Source organism: Trinickia sp. EG282A, from assembly GCF_040965455.1.
GTDB classification, from domain to species: domain Bacteria; phylum Pseudomonadota; class Gammaproteobacteria; order Burkholderiales; family Burkholderiaceae; genus Trinickia; species Trinickia symbiotica.
In genome coordinates this window covers 283,481-301,642 of the sequence record NZ_JBFRCC010000005.1, presented here as the reverse complement: position 1 = coordinate 301,642, position 18,162 = coordinate 283,481, and the positions used below count along the sequence as shown (strand labels likewise).

At 59.9% G+C, this 18,162-nt stretch carries 16 protein-coding genes; 10 read left to right on the top strand and 6 right to left on the bottom strand.

Features of this window, described 5'->3' with window-relative positions; translation table 11 throughout:
* Positions 1-297: 297 nt before the first annotated feature.
* From AB4Y31_RS24270 to AB4Y31_RS24260, 3 genes are all read right to left on the bottom strand, one after another.
* On the bottom strand, positions 298-606 hold the full coding sequence (locus tag AB4Y31_RS24270) for an alpha/beta fold hydrolase (RefSeq protein ID WP_368676205.1): 309 nt from the start codon (positions 604-606) through the stop codon (positions 298-300).
* Positions 607-824: 218 nt separating this feature from the next.
* Positions 825-1,163, bottom strand: coding sequence for a hypothetical protein (locus tag AB4Y31_RS24265; protein WP_368676204.1), 339 nt, complete (start codon positions 1,161-1,163; stop codon positions 825-827).
* 59 nt (positions 1,164-1,222) lie between these two features.
* On the bottom strand, positions 1,223-1,642 hold the full coding sequence (locus tag AB4Y31_RS24260; RefSeq protein ID WP_368676203.1) for a hypothetical protein: 420 nt from the start codon (positions 1,640-1,642) through the stop codon (positions 1,223-1,225).
* 181 nt (positions 1,643-1,823) lie between these two features.
* Between AB4Y31_RS24260 and AB4Y31_RS24255 the strand changes: the two genes are divergently transcribed.
* The 7 genes from AB4Y31_RS24255 to AB4Y31_RS24225 all read left to right on the top strand — a co-directional run bounded on the left by AB4Y31_RS24255 (position 1,824) and on the right by AB4Y31_RS24225 (position 10,001).
* The gene (locus AB4Y31_RS24255; RefSeq protein WP_368676202.1) at positions 1,824-2,411 is read left to right on the top strand and encodes a hypothetical protein; all 588 of its coding nucleotides are present in this window, start codon (positions 1,824-1,826) and stop codon (positions 2,409-2,411) included.
* An 88-nt stretch (positions 2,412-2,499) separates the two neighbouring features.
* Positions 2,500-3,852 (top strand): alpha/beta fold hydrolase, encoded by a 1,353-nt coding sequence (locus AB4Y31_RS24250; RefSeq protein ID WP_368676201.1) that lies wholly within the window; start codon positions 2,500-2,502, stop codon positions 3,850-3,852.
* Between the two features lie 235 nt (positions 3,853-4,087).
* Positions 4,088-4,987 (top strand): LysR family transcriptional regulator, encoded by a 900-nt coding sequence (locus AB4Y31_RS24245; protein WP_368676200.1) that lies wholly within the window; start codon positions 4,088-4,090, stop codon positions 4,985-4,987.
* Between the two features lie 311 nt (positions 4,988-5,298).
* Positions 5,299-6,312, top strand: coding sequence for a succinylglutamate desuccinylase/aspartoacylase family protein (locus tag AB4Y31_RS24240; RefSeq protein ID WP_368676199.1), 1,014 nt, complete (start codon positions 5,299-5,301; stop codon positions 6,310-6,312).
* A 13-nt stretch (positions 6,313-6,325) separates the two neighbouring features.
* Complete coding sequence (locus tag AB4Y31_RS24235; RefSeq protein WP_368676198.1) at positions 6,326-7,645, top strand: MFS transporter; 1,320 nt, start codon at positions 6,326-6,328, stop codon at positions 7,643-7,645.
* Between the two features lie 273 nt (positions 7,646-7,918).
* Positions 7,919-8,794, top strand: a complete 876-nt coding sequence (locus AB4Y31_RS24230) for an MBL fold metallo-hydrolase (RefSeq protein WP_368676197.1) — start codon at positions 7,919-7,921, stop codon at positions 8,792-8,794.
* 154 nt (positions 8,795-8,948) lie between these two features.
* On the top strand, positions 8,949-10,001 hold the full coding sequence (locus tag AB4Y31_RS24225; protein ID WP_368676196.1) for a DMT family transporter: 1,053 nt from the start codon (positions 8,949-8,951) through the stop codon (positions 9,999-10,001).
* A gap of 131 nt (positions 10,002-10,132) precedes the next feature.
* Here the strand turns inward: AB4Y31_RS24225 and AB4Y31_RS24220 are convergent, their stop codons facing one another.
* Positions 10,133-12,376, bottom strand: coding sequence for a PAS domain S-box protein (locus AB4Y31_RS24220; protein ID WP_368676195.1), 2,244 nt, complete (start codon positions 12,374-12,376; stop codon positions 10,133-10,135).
* A gap of 413 nt (positions 12,377-12,789) precedes the next feature.
* Between AB4Y31_RS24220 and AB4Y31_RS24215 the strand changes: the two genes are divergently transcribed.
* A complete protein-coding gene (locus tag AB4Y31_RS24215) occupies positions 12,790-13,842 on the top strand; it encodes a diguanylate cyclase (RefSeq protein WP_368676194.1) in 1,053 nt (350 codons plus the stop codon).
* Between the two features lie 81 nt (positions 13,843-13,923).
* The gene (locus AB4Y31_RS24210) at positions 13,924-14,907 is read left to right on the top strand and encodes an alpha/beta hydrolase family protein (RefSeq protein WP_368676193.1); all 984 of its coding nucleotides are present in this window, start codon (positions 13,924-13,926) and stop codon (positions 14,905-14,907) included.
* A 131-nt stretch (positions 14,908-15,038) separates the two neighbouring features.
* On the opposite strand, the gene AB4Y31_RS24205 is transcribed toward AB4Y31_RS24210, so the two are convergent.
* Positions 15,039-15,890: a helix-turn-helix transcriptional regulator gene (locus tag AB4Y31_RS24205; protein ID WP_368676192.1), complete on the bottom strand. Its 852-nt coding sequence runs from the start codon at positions 15,888-15,890 to the stop codon at positions 15,039-15,041.
* Positions 15,891-16,072: 182 nt separating this feature from the next.
* Here AB4Y31_RS24205 and AB4Y31_RS24200 point away from each other — a divergent pair, with 182 nt between their 5' ends.
* Complete coding sequence (locus tag AB4Y31_RS24200) at positions 16,073-16,957, top strand: SDR family oxidoreductase (RefSeq protein WP_368676191.1); 885 nt, start codon at positions 16,073-16,075, stop codon at positions 16,955-16,957.
* Between the two features lie 153 nt (positions 16,958-17,110).
* On the opposite strand, the gene AB4Y31_RS24195 is transcribed toward AB4Y31_RS24200, so the two are convergent.
* On the bottom strand, positions 17,111-18,121 hold the full coding sequence (locus AB4Y31_RS24195) for an aldo/keto reductase (RefSeq protein ID WP_368676190.1): 1,011 nt from the start codon (positions 18,119-18,121) through the stop codon (positions 17,111-17,113).
* Positions 18,122-18,162: the final 41 nt, after the last annotated feature.

The following is an 18,162-nucleotide window of genomic DNA, read 5'->3' as shown; positions in this document are numbered from 1 at the left end:
GGCGAAGCGGTCCGCCCATACGAATGGCGAATGAGTCTTGTCGACCCACCACAATCGAGATGCACCGTGCGAACGCCGCAATCGGACCTGGAACCGGTCGACCGCCTGCCGGACGCATCCGACCGAAAGTGGCCGAACCCGGTCAGATGATGAGCCGACGGAGCGCTCACTCGTTGATGTTCCCACGTCGGGCAGCAGCCGACCCTCTTCCGCCGTTCGTTCTAGCGCAATCCCGATGCCGGCTTCCGAGGTGGAGCAGCCATCGAGTTGTGTGACAGCCAACGCCGGCGCACTCGCTCAGTCCCTCTCAGGAGTGCCGCCCCCGCTAAGCACGGCCCGAACTTCGTCCACCGTCTGTTTAGGCGCTTGCAAATGCGGAAAATGGCCGACGTTACGGAGAATCATAAGCTTCACACTGTTACGGTTCGCGTACTCAACGCCCATTTCCTTGTTGATGTAGATATCCTGCTCGCCCCACACCACTTTCACGGGGACCTTCAGCTTTGCCATATTGGCTTCGAAGTAGTCCTGGTCGCGGGTGAAATAGGAATAGTAGTGGTAGAAGGCGTCTGCCGATGCGATATCACTGCCCCAACCTTTCGCCATATTTCCACTGCGGGGAAGGCCGTCGCCTTCGTTAAACGTTTGGACATGATCGTGATTCTCGTCTAGTGCTCGCGTGACGGATGCAGTGCGTTTGCAATAAGAGGCAATGTAGTGTAGATACACCATATGCTCTAGAGAAATTGCGTTAACCAAATTGCACGTCAATGTTTCAGGATTGCGGACGCTCTGCTGTATTCGACCGTACCCGCCAGTGCTTGCTACTGGGGTGAAGCCGGATTCACAAGCTTGCTCAACGGCTTAAGTGGGCCTATCGGGATGAGCGAGAATGTCATCAAGTTCGCTTTCCCCAAGGGAAGTGCCTCAAGCATTTCATGCGCTTGACCCACATCCGTAACGTTCAGGACGAACGCCACCCCAGCCTGGTCTTGCAGTGAATACCACTGATCAATCTTGCCCTCGAGGTAGAGCTGCGCTGTCTCGCGAGCTTCGGTCGGAAGGATGTGCTGGACAAGCTGCATGTCCGTGCCCGGAGGAAAAGTGCCAATCGCCAATATCTTCGTGGTTGGCGTGGTTGGCATGGGAGTGGTGTGTGCCATGGAGACTCCAGTGGAAGCGGCCATCACGGACGCTATTGTCAAATTAAGAAGAAGGCGTTTCATAGCGCCGCGGATTCGGGTCCCGTCAGATAGCAATCGCGGAAGCGCTCATCGACGCGTTCCCCCATTAATTTCGAAAACAGCAGCGCTGCGTTGAGCGGACGATGATTGATGACCACGGAATCCGTCTCGCCCCGTTCGTTAAGGTGCGCGACGACCACCGTCTCGATCGGCACGCCCTGAATCTGAGAACGATACGACTCCATATACAAACCGTCGCCAATCACGCCCTTGTAGCTGTGATGCTGGAATTCGTAGAGCGAGACCGCGTGTTTGATCACCGAGAGAATATCGGCCCGTCCCTCGATCGGACGCTTCAGGACAGTCGCTTCGAGCGTCGCGTTTTCAGTGAGGCTCGCCAGCCAGAGGGGCAGACCGCCAGTGGGTGCCATCACGGGGGCTGTATCGTTGAATTTCATGCTGGGTGCTCCTTTCCTGTTCGTTCGTGATGCCCGCGCTAGCGGCACCGAGCGCTGCTTCTCGATCATTGGCACGGTGCTGCTCCTGCTCTCGGTTCATCGGATGCGGCCATGATCGGGGTTTACTGCCGCGATAAGAAGTGGCAGGATCGCCATTAATCGTGGTATTTCAGACACGCAAATGGCTATCGTCCGCATCTGGGTTTATGACGGAATCCTCGCGTCCGGCGTCGCGGGTCCTGTTGACGTGTTCAGCGCAGCCAATCAGTTCCATGCGCGCAAGGCTGCGCCAGGCTCGAGCCAGGCAGCAACGGCGGCTGAGGCTTTGCGACATCACGTCACCGAACTCGTCATTTCCCTCCCTCACGCCCCGCACCTTCCCTTTGAATCTTGTATCCCAACGTATCTGCAAACAGATGGGATACGCGCGCTTGCACACGACCAACTTTTGGACACGAGCGGGATACGTTCGTCCGCTCAAATACGCCCATCGCGAGCAGGACGCCGCACCGTAAGAACTGGACTTGCCGAGGTAGTGCATATGCAACACGAGCCGGATGGTCGCAGCCGTTCTCTTTCGCTCACGCATGAAGGCGAGTTGCTGCTCAAAAGCGCCGCCAGCGCGTGGTCGGCTGCACAGAGCTATGTGACGCGACTTCTGGGAGAAACCGGTGCCCATGACCTCATGAATATCGCGCGCGATTTGCCTGCACGCTCAAGGCCGATTCGATCGCATGACGAACGACCTCTTCAAACTCACGGGCCGTAAGCCCATGAGCATGTAAGACTTCATGAAGTTGCACATCGTCGACTTCGCCCGCAACGCAACGCGCTGATCAAGGCAGGAGACCGATCCCATGTCAAAAGACACGCCCCAATCCTCATCGCGCCGGCACTTCGTCGGTATGGCCGCCGCGGCGCTCGCGGCAGGCTCGCTGAGCCGGCTCGCTTTGGCGGACACGAGCCCGGCAATTGCCAAGATCACGCAACCCGCAAACGGCGACAAGTCCGCGCTTCGCCCGTTCCGCGTTCACGTTCCCGACTCGCAGCTCGTCGACATGCGACGCCGCATTAAGGCGACGCGCTGGCCGGATCGCGAGACGGTGCCCGATGAATCGCAGGGCATTCAGCTCGCCTCCATCCAAGGGCTCGCGCAATATTGGGCGAGCGGCTACAGCTGGCGCAAATGCGAAGCGCGACTGAATTCGTATCCGCAATTCATGACTGAGATCGATGGACTCGATATCCATTTCATCCATGTGCGCTCGACGCACGAAAACGCGATGCCGTTGATCGTGACGCACGGCTGGCCCGGCTCGGTCATCGAACAGTTCAAGATCATCGACCCGCTCGTCAATCCGACCGCGTACGGCGCACCGGCTTCCGATGCGTTCCATCTCGTGATTCCGTCGTTGCCCGGCTATGGCTTTTCGGCGAGACCTACGACAACGGGCTGGGGTCCCGAGCGCACGGCCCGCGCGTGGGTCACGTTGATGAAACGGCTCGGCTATGAACGTTTTGCTTCGCAGGGCGGCGATCTGGGCGGCATTGTCACGAACATCATGGCCAAACAGGCACCGCCCGAGCTGATCGGCATTCACGTGAATTTCCCTGCCTCAGTTCCGGCACAGATACTCAAGTCGCTGACTGCGGGCGACCCGATGCCTGCCGGCTTATCGGACGAGGAGAGCCACGCGTACGAGCAATTGAGCGCCAACTTCAAGAAGAAGCGCGGCTACGCGTTCGAAATGGGCACGCGTCCGCAGACCCTCTATGGACTCGCCGACTCGCCCGTCGCGTTGGCGTCCTGGCTGCTCGATCATGGCGATGGCTACGGCCAGCCTGCCGCGGCGCTGAGCGCGGCCGTGCTCGGTCATCCCGTTAATGGTCATTCGGCAGGCGCGCTGACGCGAGACGACATACTCGACGACATCACGCTTTACTGGCTGACCAACACGGGCATTTCGGCGGCGCGCTTCTATTGGGAATCGCACGCGAACTTCTTCCTCGCGGCCGACGTGAATGTGCCCGCCGCTGTGAGCGCGTTTCCGGGAGAAAATTACCAGGCGCCGAAGAGCTGGACCGAAAAGGCGTATCACAACCTGATTTACTTCAACAAGCCCGAAACGGGCGGCCACTTCGCGGCATGGGAAGAACCGATGATCTTCGCGAATGAAGTGCGCGCCGGGTTGAGACCTTTGCGTGCGTAAAGTGCGAAGCGCTCCGATGCGCATGCGTCGGTCGGCTGCGCGAGGTACAAATGCGGCCAATCGTGTCGCCGGCAGACAACCGGTGTATGCGTTGACCAATAGCTCACGACCACCGCCGCAAAGTGCGGAAGTTCTGGTACGCTCGATGCGCGAACTTGGCGTTTTATCTCAGGCCTTGATTTCGAGCGTTCGGACCCATTCACGGTACTATGTAAAATCATTCCGCTGATGCAAAATGGAACTGCGTCATCTGCGCTATTTCATCGCTGTCGCCGAAAATCGCAGTTTCCGCGTAGCTGCCGAGCGGATACACGTGACGCAACCGGCGATCACGCGCCAGATTCAGGACCTGGAGGCCGAGGTCGGGGTTGCACTTTTCCAGCGCACAACCGTTGGGGTGATGCTAACGCCGGCTGGAGAACTTTTCCTACGGGAAGTCCGGGTTGCCCTCTCGATCCTCACGGCCGCGACTCTCTCCGCCAAGCGAGTTTCGGCAGGCCTTGAGGGCAGCCTTCGAATTGGATTTGTCGAGAACAGTAGTTGGGAAGGGCTCGTGCCAGATGCATTCGCCCGCTACCAGGCACAGGCGCCGGACGTCCATCTGGAGCTGCTGCCCCTGAATTCACCGGAACAGGTTGAATCACTCCTCGCGGATCGCATCGACGGCGGCTTCATTTATCGGTTCGAGGAACTCCCAGCTGAAATTAATACTATCCCGCTCCTGCACAAAGGTGCGCTTCTCGCGGTACCAAGGCAATGGGGTTGGCCGGACGATCGACCGGTTCGTGCCAGCGAGCTGAACGACAAGCCGGTTATTGCATTTCCGCGGGACACTTATCCCTCCTACCACGACTATCTGATTCAAGCCTGCCGGGAGGCGGGCCTTACGCTCAACGTCGTGCAGGAAGTCACCACTGAAGCTGCCATCCTGTCTCTAGTCTCGGCTGGTATTGGCGCTGCTATCGTGAACGCTGGCAATCTTAGCCGGCGGCCGGCACGGGTGCAGTTCCTGGAGTTGGCCGATCTGCCTCTCGCGATGCCGCTTACCTTCGCCTACACAAGACAGAACCAGAACCCGGCGTTGGCCCGATTCATCGTGATGCTGGAAGCCCTCCGCGCAGAAATGACCCGCTGAACGAGTTTCCTGCGTCCTTACGTCGCCACGTCCGCGCCATCAAAGCGCCGGACGGCGACATCCCGGTCGCTTCGGTCGCGTCAGAGGACGCGCCGTATCCCCTCGCTTGCACGTCAGCGTTTACCCGCAATCCAGCTAGCGCAAGCCCCGAATATCTCCCGCGATCGCCCGCTGGTTGCGGCGATGTCCTCTGAGCATCACCTTGCGCAGCAAACGGCATTGGAATGGTGCGTTTTGGTTGCCGATCATTTTCACAGCACGGCGACGACACCGGCTTTCATTCAACGATCAAACGATCAAGGCAATCCATCATGGACGCGCAAAAACCCCGCATTACCGCTGACATTGAGTTCGACCAGGACGGCTTCCATACCGGCATGCTCCGCGTGCCGCATTCAGTCGATCGTTCAGCCTATGGTCATATCCCAATTCCGATCGCCGTATTGAAGAATGGCGACGGCCCGACCCTGCTGCTGACTGGCGGCAACCATGGCGACGAGTACGAAGGTCCTATCGCGCTGATGAAGCTTCTGCAACACCTCTCGCAGACCGCAATCAACGGCCGCATTATCGTCGTCCCCGGTCTCAACTTTCCAGCTTTTCTCGCTGGAAAGCGTACGTCACCAATCGACCACGCGAACATGAACCGAGTCTTTCCGGGCAAGCGCGATGGCACGATTACCGAGATGATCGCCCACTACGTCGACACCGAATTGTTCCCGCGTGCTGACATCATCTTCGACATCCATGCGGGCGGTCAGTCATTCAACCATATGCCGACGCTGCTTATTTACCCGCCGCAGGATGGCGTGACGCGCGAAGAATATCTGCGCCTCGTGAAATCGTTCGCCGCGCCACATGCCATGGTGATGGATCTGCTGGGTGAGGATCGCACCTACGGCGCTGCGGTCGAGCGCCAGGGCAAGCTCTTCCTTTGCGGTGAATTCGGTGGCTATGGCACGTGCAATCCGGATGGTCTGGCCATTGTCGAAGAAGGCCTTGCGAGACTTCTGAGAGCTACCGGGATTGTGCGAGATGACGCCGCTCCGGCTCCGCGCTTCGATACACGGTATCTTCAGGTGGAAGGAAAAAAGCACTATGTCTTCTCCCCAGCGATGGGCGTATTTGAGCCGACGGTCAAACTCGGCGATCGCGTCGTGAAGGGGCAGCTTGCCGGCCGTGTCTTCAACCCGCATGCGCCGTGGTCTGCACCACTCGAGCTGAATTTCTCGGGCGATGGCATTGCAGTTTGCATTCGGTCGTTTGCCGGCGTTGAACCTGGCGACTGTCTGGTGCTCCTCGCGTCCGACACGACGCTCAGATAATTAGGAGAACAGAATGTCAGCGCCAATCTCTTCGGATCCGCAATTCCTTGACGGCATCTATCGCAAGGTTTCTCTGCGTTTGCTACCGTTCCTCACGCTGTGCTACATGCTAGCGTTTCTAGACCGCATCAACATCGGTTTTGCCAAGTTGCAGATGCAGAGCAACCTCGGTCTGTCCGACGCGGTCTATGGGCTTGGCGCTGGCGTCTTCTTCATTGGGTACGTGCTGTTCGAGATTCCAAGCAACCTGCTCCTGCCTCGAATAGGTGCACGGCGCACCATCGCTCGAATTATGGTGTTATGGGGACTTGTCTCCGCCTCCATGATGTTCGTCTATGACGCACGCTCGTTCTACGCGCTACGCTTTCTGCTGGGTGTATTCGAAGCCGGGTTCGCGCCTGGCATGATTCTATACCTTACGTATTGGTATCCCCCAGCACGGATGGCCCGGACAATGGCGATCGTAATGGCTGCCGGTCCAATCGGCGGTATCGTGGGCGGACCGGTGTCGAGTTGGGCAATGACGGCACTCGCCGGCGCGCATGGCCTCGCCGGCTGGCAATGGATGTTCCTCGTCGAGGGGCTGCCTTGTACCGCTTTGGGCGTGGTGGCCTGGTATTTCCTTACTGACCGCATCGATGACGCGCATTGGCTGACTTCCAGTGAAAGGGCAGCGCTCAATAACGAACTGGCTGCCTCGCCCGAAGTGTCAGGTGCGCATCGTGCATTGCTCAAGGCAGTGGCCGACCCCCGCGTACTGGGTATTGCGTTCAGCAACTTCTGCGTCATTTGTGGAATCTACACTGTGAGCTTCTGGTTGCCGACGATCATCAAAGCAGCGGGTATCTCGGGTACGCTCGAAATTGGCATGTGGTCGGCGGTGCCATACATAGCGTCGCTTGTTGCTATGTATGCAGTCTCGCGCAGTTCGGATCGTCGTAGCGAGCGACGCTTGCATAGCGCGATTTGCAGTGTTGTCGCCGCAGCCACGCTACTAGTCGCCACGGCGTACACCAGCAGTGTCTTGGTCTCGATAGCTTCCATTGCCATCGCCACTGCAATGATCTGGGCTTCTTATACCGTGCTTTGGGCGATCCCCGCTGACTATCTGAAAGGGGCATCCGCGCCTGGCGGGATCGCGTTCATCAACGTGGTAGGCGTGCTCGGAGGCTTTTTCAGTCCCGTCATCATCGGTACTGTGAAGTCTGCCACTGGTAGCTTGCAGGCCGGCATGTATGTGATGGCCTTGCTGCTAATCGCCGGTGCCGCCATTACGTTGATTAACCGACTACCCCGTCCTCTACCGCTTGCAAGCGGTTACGAAGCCGCTTAGAGCGACTGGGCGGTGCTCACCCCAACGTCATTACGTAACAGACATCGCCTCACCGCTCGAGCGATGCCTGCGCGGCATCGCTTGAGCGGTCAATCGGCATTGGAGTATTCCGCAATTTTCGGCAATAGTGGATACATGCCGGCACGACGGCGGCTTCATCGAACGTGAAAGCCGCCCTGACAGAGCCGGCGCCATCATCAACCAGCGGGCGCGTTGCGCGGCACGCAAGAGTGGTCGAAATCGCCCGCCAAACCCCTCTTTCGGAGTCGGATCATGAACGACACGCATCCAATTTATCGCGTCGGCGACGCAACCGTTACGAAAGTCACGGAACAACTATTTTCGCTCAAGACTGGCCTGCTATTTCCGGACTTCGACCCGGCCACAATTGACGAGCATCGAAGCTGGCTTGCTGGCGATCATCTCGATGCTGCCGAGGAGAATTTCCTGTTGAGCGTTCACACGTGGGTCGTGCGAAGCGGTGGGCGAATCATCCTCGTGGACACGGCCAGTGGAAACCATAAGGACCGCCCATTTAGCGCCATTTTCCATCAGCTGAACACCCCGTACCTTGAGCGCCTCGCACTTGCCGGTGTGAAACCCGAAGATGTCGATCTGGTTCTGCTCACTCACCTACATGTCGATCATGTCGGCTGGAACACGCACCTTGTGGACGGCAAATGGGTGCCGACGTTCCCGAACGCGCGCTACGTGTTTGCGACACGCGAACGAGAATTTTTCGCGACACCCGCGGGGGAAAAGCGCAGAATGGTTTTTGAGGACAGTGTGCTTCCCGTGATCGAAGCGGGGTTGGCCGAAGAAATCGGTGCGGAAGGTGGAGAATATTTGCCGGGCATTCGATTTCATCCGACACCGGGCCACAGTGTTGGACACATGTCGATTGAAATCGAGTCGGCAGGCGAACGCGCGCTGTTCACCGGTGACGTCTGGCACCACCCGATTCAGGCCTACCACCCGGACTGGAGCTCCATGTTCTGTGCCGATCGGGACGGTGCAAACCGATCACGTCGATGGGTGCTTGAACGTGCAGCACAAACCGGTGCCTCAGTGTTCACACCACACTTCGCTGGCCCCTCCGCAGGCACCGTTGATTACGATGGCGATCGCTTCGCCTGGAATTTCAAATAAGCGCGCCATAAAGAGATAGTCGGCGAACGCCATCCCTCGTTGCGATGCTAATAAAGCATCACTAGCGTGACAATTTACGATTGGAAATTCAGTGACCGATTGTCCAGAATTGATTCAAGAAGCACCTTTCTTCTGAAACCAACTGGAGGTCGAAATGTTTAACACAGAAAACAAAGCCACGGCCGACGCAACGGCCGATGGATCAAGAGGCACTCCCACCAGCGGTACGATGCGCTCGGGCGCTGTCTATGGCGTGTTGGCGGTTTTGGGTTGGGCCATTTTCAACGTGAGTTCAAAGGCCGCCCTCAATCATGGCTTTATGCCCACTGACCTCACTATGATGCGGTACGGCGTCTCTGGCCTCTTCTGCATTCCGTTGCTCTTGCGCGCCGGGCTCAGGAACGCGGGAGGTCTTGGCTGGCCGCGAGCGATCCTTCTCGCGTTTGCAGCAGGACCTGTTTTTGGACAGCTTGTTAACGTGGCAATGCCTTTTGCGCCGCTCTCGCACACTGCCATTATGGTGCCCGCTGTGGCAATGCTCGGCGGCCTGATGGTTGGCCACTTCGTATTGAAAGAGCGTGTTGCCGCTCAACGTTGGGTCGGCGCAGCGGTTATGGGTGCTGGCTTGCTATGGCTGATGCTTCAAGGTGGCGGCGACCACCCGATGCCGAAGGCATGGATCGGAGATCTGCTGTTTGTCGCGGCTGGCTTTCTCTGGACCGCGTACACATTCATGCTCAAGCGTTGGAATGCGGATCCTCTTTCGTCGGTAGCCGCGGTGAATGTGATATCTGGCTTCGCGTATCTTCCGGTGTATCTCATCGCCGGGCACGGACAACTTCCCCATGTCAGTCTTGGTTGGTTTACCGCGACCGCGGCATTACAGGGTATTGTCGCCGCGCTATTGACGGTGTACGCATATGCCAAGTCGGTAAGCATGTTGGGGGCCTCGCGTGCGGCGGTACTGCCGGCCATGGTTCCCCCTGTCGCGCTGATCATCGGCGCAGTTTCGATTCACGATATTCCGACTTCTCTCCAGGTCGCTGCTGTTGCCATTGCAATGAATGGGTTTACGGGAGCTGTGGGCGCCTGGCCTGCCATTCGGATGAACAAGAGACAGTCGACGCGTCCTCGCAATCCCCTGCTGGCACACGCAACCATCAAGGCTACGCAAGGTCGCGCTCAATGCCCGCTCGGTAGCCGTTGACGACGGCGCGGAAAGACGTGACGTTGCACGGCTCATACGGGGGATCTGGGCGGCAAAAAACTCAGTTCAATCGCCTTAGCCGGATGGCGGCAGTGGAAGATCGCCGCGGGGTCGACGTTTGGGGTGTTCTGCTATTGGTGATCATCGCTGGCCGTCCGGCGCAGGGTGAAGAAAAACGTAGTGCCCGCGCCGGGCTCGGACTCGACCCACATGCGGCCGCCATGGTGTTCGACGATGCGCTTGCATAGCGCGAGTCCGATGCCCGTGCCCGGATAGTCGCGACGGGTATGCAGACGCTGGAAGATCAGGAAGATGCGTTCGAAATGCTGCGGGTCGATTCCGATACCGTTGTCTGCTACCCGGAACAGCCACGTCTCATCGCGCGTTTCGGCACCCACATGGATTTGCACGGGGCGCTCCTTGCTGCGGAACTTGATCGCGTTGCCCACCAGATTCTGGAACAGCAGCGTGAGCTGCCCGGATAGCGCGCGTACCGTCGGCAGCTCCTGATGGGTGATCTGCGCGCCGCTTTCCTCGATCGCCACGCTCAGGTTCCGCAGTGCTTTATCCAGCTCGCGCGCGCAGTCTATGCGCTGCCAGGACTCCTCGGACCTTCCGACACGCGAAAACGCAAGTAAATCGTCAATCAGCGCCTGCATTCTACCGGCGCCATCGACCGCGTGCCCGATGTACTCGTCGGCCCGCGCGTCGAGCTGTCCCTGGAAGCGCCGCCGCAACAACTGCAACGGTCCGGCGATCGCCCGCAATGGCTCCTGCAGGTCATGCGATGCGACGTAGGCGAATTGCTCGAGATCCCGATTGGAGCGGCCCAGCTCCTCCGTTCGCTGGCGCAGTGCCTCTTCTGCGCGCCTGCGTTCCGTAATGTCCACGATAGCCGCGAGGACAAACATGCCCTCGGCCATCTCGATCGGATTCAGGCCGATCTCCACGGGCACCTCCGTGCCATCGCGACGCCGACCATAGAGATGGCGCCCCGCCCCCATAAGGCGACTTTTCGGGTCCCCAAAGAACGCGGCGCGGTAGTCGGAATGGCCGTGCCGCAAGCGCTCCGGCACGAGTACGTCGATGCGTTGCCCGACCAGTTCATCGCGCGGGTAACCGAACACCTTCTCCGTCTGCAAGTTCACCAGCACGATCCGGCCGTCACGGTTCACCATGATCATCGCGTTGGGCGCGGCTTCGACGACCAGACGGAAGCGCTCCTCGGCCCGCTTGCGCTCGGTGATGTCCGCGACCACGGAAATGAAATAGTCCGGGCTGTTGGCGTCGTCACGCATCAACGCAACGGTCAGCGCGATCCACACCTCGCTGCCGTCTTTCTTGAAGTAGCGCTTTTCCATCGTGTACGTATCGATCTGTCCGTCGAGCATCTGATGCAGGTGCGCGAGGTCGGCGTCCAGGTCGTCGGGGTGCGTGATGTCCTGGAAAGTCATCGTGAGCAGCTCTTCGCGTGTGTAGCCGACGATGTCGCACAGCTTCTGGTTCACGCGCAGCCAGCGGCCATCCGGTCCGACATGCGCAATGCCGACGGCCGCCTGCTCGAACGTAGCCCGGAAGCGCTTTTCGCTCTCCTGGAGTTCGGCGCCCCTTTGACGCAACTCGTCGTTTGCTCGCGTGAGCGAGCGGGACAAGTTGCTGGTATTAAGCCCCAGGAAGACCAGCGTTCCGATCAGCACGGTGAATGAACTCGTTGAAACCAGCAGTGCCAACCAGTTCGCATCGAGCTTGTTCGCAGCGAGACAGATACTTCCCGCCTGAAAATTCGCCGCGTCCATGCCGGTATAGTGCATGCCGGTGATTGCCAGTCCCATGATCATCGCCGAGCCGAGACGCTTGAAGGTGAGGTTTTGCTGCTCGGGCGTCCGCAGCGTGAAGGCAATCCACAGCGCGGCGATCGACGCTGCTATTGCAATGGCAACCGACGCCATCAGGATCGAGAACGTGTAGTGAATCGGCGGAGACATCTCCATCGCCGACATGCCCGTGTAGTGCATGCCGGCGATCCCCAGCCCCATGAGAGTGCCCGCGGCACCGAGGCGGGCGCGGGAGAGCGTTCCCCGAGTGACCGTGATCAACGCCACCAATGAAGCCAACACCGCGATCAGGAGCGAAGCCGCCGTGGTGGAAAGATCGTATCCAACTGGGATTGGTAGCGCGAAAGCCAGCATGCCAATGAAGTGCATTGACCAGATGCCGATTCCCATTGCAATGGCGCCACCCACTAGCCAGCTTGTCCGTCCCCGTGCCTGTGGTAACAACGAGATTCGGCTGGACAGTTCGATGGCGGTATACGAAGCAAGGAATGCGACAACGAAGGAGACAAAAACCAGTAAGGGGTTGTAGGTGCCGCTCATGTCTGTGGCTCCCTCCACGGATTGCTGCACAACGATGGCCTCGATCGAACAGCGTCTTGCGGATTTGGCTTCGAAAGGCGTTGCAACGACGCGCGCAAGACACGCAAAGTGGCTTGCTGCTGAAAAAGCCATTCAGCATTCATCCTGCCATATGAGTATAGGCAGGTAGCGCGGAGTGCGATGGCAGCGTTGCGGGAAACGTAAAAACTACCGATTCCTGCATCGCACTCACCCGGCGCAGCGCAGCCATGCCGAGCGAATGCCGAACGCGAGTTCAACTGTGCGAGGAACTGCTCGATCCGATGGTCGGCAAGCCGCGCAGTATCAGGTTTTGGCGACCGATTTTCCGTGCCGCGTTCAAGGCGCCGCTGCGACCGGCCGATAACGCACTTACGCGTTATTGGACAATCACGATGAGCCACGAAGACAAAGATTTGGCCGGCAGTTCACTTCAGGCCGTATTCCTGCGCCACCAGGACAGCCTTGTACCGTCTGAGCGCGTGCCAGGGGAGGACAACCCTGCCGTTTATCGCACGCTGCTCGAATCCACCCGAGCGATCCCCTGGAAGATCGACTGGGCGACGATGCAGTTCGCCTATATCGGCCCGCAGATCGAAGCGCTGCTCGGCTATGCGCCGTCCACTTGGAAAACGGTCGAGGACTGGGCCGCGCGCATGCACCCGGACGATCGAGAATCCGTGGTTAATTTTTGCGTCGCGCAGTCGCAGGCGGGCACTGACCACGAAGCGGACTATCGCGCACTGACGGCCGACGGCGGCTACGTATGGATTCGCGACGTTGTCCACGTCGTGCGCAAAGAGAACGGCGACGTCGAGGCACTGATCGGTTTCATGTTCGACATTAGCGAACGCAAGCGCACAGAGGAACGGCTCGCGGAGCTCCAGCGCGAACTGGAACGCCTGTCGCTGTCTGACAGTTTGACGGGCGTCGGCAACCGCCGCATGCTCGATACGCTCATCGAGCGCGAATGGGCGAGCGCGGCGGCATCAGGCAAGCCGCTTTCGCTCGTCATGATCGACATCGATTTCTTCAAGTCGTACAACGACTATTACGGTCACGTGCAGGGCGACGAATGTCTTAAGCGCATCGCACGCGTGCTCGGCGAAGCTGCGGGTCCAAACGCGTTCCTGGGCCGCTATGGCGGCGAGGAATTCCTGCTCGTACTCGCGGAGACCGATGCCGATGAGGCCATGCGCGTCGCGGAGCGTTGCCGCAAGCTGATTGGGGATGAAGCCATCGCCCATCTGCGCTCGCCGCACGGTCAGCGAGTCACAGCGAGCTTCGGAGTGGGCACCGTTGCGCCGAATGAAGGTATCGACCTCACTGCGTTCATCAATCTCACCGATGCGCAGCTCTATCAGGCCAAGGAGCACGGGCGCAACCGCATTGCGGCGGTGGACCGGGCAGGTATCGGCGGCGAAGGATTCAAGTTGCAGTCACGCTGATCCTTTGATATGAGAATGAGATCGAAGCAGTCCTGTACTTAGTACCGTTCGGTCTGAGCGACGACAACAACCGAGACGATCATGGGGTTGATGGCCATTCTCACCGCCCTTTTGGGCCTGATTGCCGCGCCTGTCTTCGCAGCCGATGTCGGCTTTGCGGAGGTCAAAATACCGAACGGTGCCGAGCCACCGCTCACGGCCGGCATCTGGTTTCCGACTAATGCGCCGGCGACTTTGCACTCGTCGGACACTTTCACCCAGACCGTAGCGCTGGACGCGCCGATCGCGGGCAATCACCTGCCCCTGGTGGTGATGTCACACGGCGGCGGAGGCTGGTACAGCGGCCATTACGACACGGCTCTCGCGTTGGCTCACGCGGGCTTCGTCGCGGCAGCGGTCAGTCACGCCGGTGACACTTTCGACGACCAGAGCCGGGTCTTGCAACTTTGGCGCCGTCCCGCCCAGCTTCGCCGGCTGGTTGACTATATGCTCGACGAGTGGCGTTGGCACAAGCGGCTGGATGCCGCCCGCATCGGCGCGTTTGGCTTTTCCAACGGCGGCTTCACCGTGCTCGTGGCCGCGGGCGGTATCCCGGACGTTTCGAAAATCGCCCCGTTTTGTGAGGTGCACCCGGATCACGATCTGTGTGGGGCCCTGCAGCAGGCTCGCGTCGACCTCCATTTCGCCGCGAATGTTCCCGCCGGCGCCTGGGTTCACGATCCGCGCATCAAGGCCCTCGTCATCGCTGCACCTTCGTTCGGATTTACTTTCGGCCGCGCAGGGCTAAGCGGCGTTCGCGCCCCCGTCCAGCTCTGGAGCGCGGCCGACGATCGGCATCAGCCGCATCCCTACTATGACGAGCCGGTACGCGCTGATTTGCCCCATGCACCCGAATATCACGTGGTTGCCAACGCGGGTCACTATGACTTCCTGCCACCGTGCGATGCGCGTCTTTCCCGGATGCGGCCGGAAATCTGCAACAGCCTGCCGGGCTTCGACCGGGCGGCGTTTCATAAACAATTCAACGCCGATGTGGTGCGGTCTTTCCAGGCCATGCTGCCATAGGAAACTTTTCGTCTTGAGTGCGCTGGCACCGCGGGTCACGAGGCCGTTGACCGCAGCCTTTGGGGAATCACGGCCGAACGCTGGCCGGTACAGTCGGTTGCAAGGTCTGATAGGGTTTTCCGCTGGGCCGGTCAGCGGGACGCCTTTTGACGCTTTTCGATGAGCGAGCGGACCACGTCGGTGTCCGCGGGCGTCGCAGGGGAATAGATGACCATGCTGAGGTCGGGACGGCCATCGATGACGAAAGACGAATGCTCGAACACGAGCGGTCCGCCCTGTGGATGCAACAGTTGTTTAGTGCCTTCACCGAAAGAGCGAACGTCATGGGTCTTCCATAGCATCGCGAACTCTGGACTGGCTCGGCTAAGCTCCTCTACCAGCGCCGCCACGCTCGCAGCCGCGTCGGTCGCTGCCGCGCGTGCCGCATCGGCCCGGAAGACCGACACCAGCAGCCGAGCAACGCTGTCCCAGTCGGATTGAAAGTCTCGGACCCGCGGATCGCAGAAGATGCGCCGCAGGATATTGCGCTGTGACGGGTCCAGCTCGTCGTAGTTGAAAACAACCCCTGCGGCGTGATTCCAGGCAACGAGATCCCACGTCAGCGTCTTCACGTAGGCCGGGCTATAGACCAGCGCGTCGAGGACACGCTGAATGCGTGGGGAAATGCTTTCGGTTTCCTGATAACGGACTTCCGGCGGTCGCCCCAAGGCAAGCAGGAAAAGATGCTCGCGCTCGGCATCCGTCAGCATCAGCGCGCTCGCGATCCGGTCCAGCACCGCGGCGGACGGCGGTCCGCCGCGCCCGCGTTCGAGCCAGGTGTACCACGTCACGCTGATGTTGGCCCGCTGGGCCACTTCCTCACGACGCAAACCGGGCGTGCGTCGCCGACCGCCGGCAATCCCGAAGGCAGCAGGATCGAGCCTCGTGCGGCGATCCTTCAAATAGGCCCCAAGGGCGTTGTCGTTCGTGGCTGGTCCGCTCATCCGGTTAGGAACTACACCCGTATAAGTTAACTTCTTTACCCGGATCGATTATGAGCCGAGAGTTAGCCCCGGTCTACTTTCGATCGGTTGCTTTCCATCTTTCGAACCTGTTCCCATCGCTGTTTATCGCCATTTTCAGCGTGGGCAACTTATTTCCGCAATTCCAGAAGGAGATTTTGATCATGCGTGTGTTTGTTACCGGTGCAACCGGCTGGGTTGGCTCGGCCGTCGTGAACGACCTCATCGCCGCTGGCCATCAGGTGATCGGCCTTTGCCGTTCGGAAGAGAAGGCGGCAGCCCTGGCCGCCACAGGCGCCGAAGTCCTGCGCGGCACGCTGGAAGACCTCGACATCCTGCGTCGCGGCGCCGCGGCTGCGGACGGCGTGATCCACACGGGCTTCAATCACGATTTCTCGAAGTTCGCGGAGAACTGCTTGGTCGACAAGCTCGCCATCGAGACGATCGGCGGCGTGCTCGAAGGTTCGGACCGTCCGTTGCTCGTGACGAGCGGCACCGGGCTGCTGGCGCCGGGTCGTCTCGTGACCGAGGACATGGTGCAGGGTATCGATCCCGCATGGCCTCGCGCCTCCGAAGAGGCCGCCATCGCACTGGCGGCGCGCGGGGTGCGCGCGTCGGCGGTGCGCCTCCCCCCGTCGGTGCATGGTCATGGCGATCACGGCTTCGTGCCGAGGCTGATCGACCTCGCACGGGAAAAAGGCGTCTCCGTCTATGTCGGCGATGGTTCTAATCGCTGGGCCGCGGTGCATCGCCTCGACGCGGCGCGAGTCTTCCGGCTGTCGCTCGAACGCGGCGCGCAAGCGGGCCCCTTCCATGCCATCGCCGAAGAGGGCGTACCGTTCAAGGCAATCGCCGAAGTGATCGGCCGACGCCTGAACGTCCCCGTCGTTTCGAAGTCGCCTGAAGAGGCAGCAGAGCATTTCGGCTGGTTCAGGTTCGCAACGATGGACATGCCGGCGTCGAGCGAGCGAACCCGGTCCCTGCTTCGCTGGAAGCCGCAACAACCCGGGCTAATCGCCGATCTTGACCACCCGGCCTATTTTTCGTAGCAGCGCACTCGAATGGTGGCGCCATCAGCGTCTATTTCCATCTCGGCAAGCCGGGACTAGCCCCCTCATCATCCCCTGGTCCTACCGCTTGCCGGTGCAATGACATGTCCGCGCGCTGCTGGGTAGCCGTTAAGCTCGCGCCCCGAGGCGCTATCAACGAATGGGCTCCGGCGCGTGTGCCGGAATCAGCCCGTCAGTCTTCAGCATCCGCCAGAGGTCGGCTGGAATCTGCGCTGACATCTCTTTCACGTTTTCGCAAACCTCGTCCGGGTTCCGTGCGCCGGCGATGACAGCGCAAACTGCCTCCGGGGCGCTGCAAAACTGCAACGCTGCGGCCTTTAGGCTTACGCCGAACTGAGCACAGCGCGCTCCGATCAGAGCAGCCTTTTCGACCATTTCAACGGGCGCCGTCGAATATTCGAACGTCGTACCCCCTGCGAGAAGTCCCGAGTTGTAGGGGCCGCCGACTACCAGTTTTGCTCCGCGCTGTTCGCATGCGGGAATCAAGCTGTCCAGCGCCGATGTATCGAGCAACGTATATCGACCAGCAAGCAGGAACACATCCGGGTCCGAATCAATCAGCGCCCTGATGCAGGGTTCCACTCGGTTGACGCCCAAACCCCATGATCCGATCACGCCCTGCGCGCGCAGGTCGGAGAGCGCTCGCGCCGCGCCGTCCATTGCGGTGCGATACTGCGTTTCCCAATCGGGGCCATGCGTGTCTTCCGCGACATCGTGGATATAGACAACATCGATCCGATCCATACCGAGGCGCTCGAGGCTGTCCTCGATGGAGCGATATGCGCCGTCCGATGAATAGTCGTACTCGACGCGGAAAGGCAGACCGAAGACATAGCCATTCTGGGCAGACGGCACTGAATCGTCCGGAACGAGGATTCGGCCAACCTTAGTGGACAGCACGAACTCCTGCCTCGGCAATTCGCGGAGTATTTGGCCCAGGCGTCGTTCCGAGAGCCCCGTGCCGTAAAACGGCGCGGTGTCGAAATACCGGACGCCGCTTTTCCATGCCGCGGATATCGTCTGCGCCGCGAGCTCTTCGGATACGGGCGAAAACAAATTGCCCAGAGGCGCACCCCCAAACCCGATCGGTCCGGGAATCGTGACGCCGCTTGTGGGCTGCACCGCTTCTATTTGGCTTTCCACTATGTATTCCTTTCCGCGAGCAACTGCTCGGCGGCGCTGGC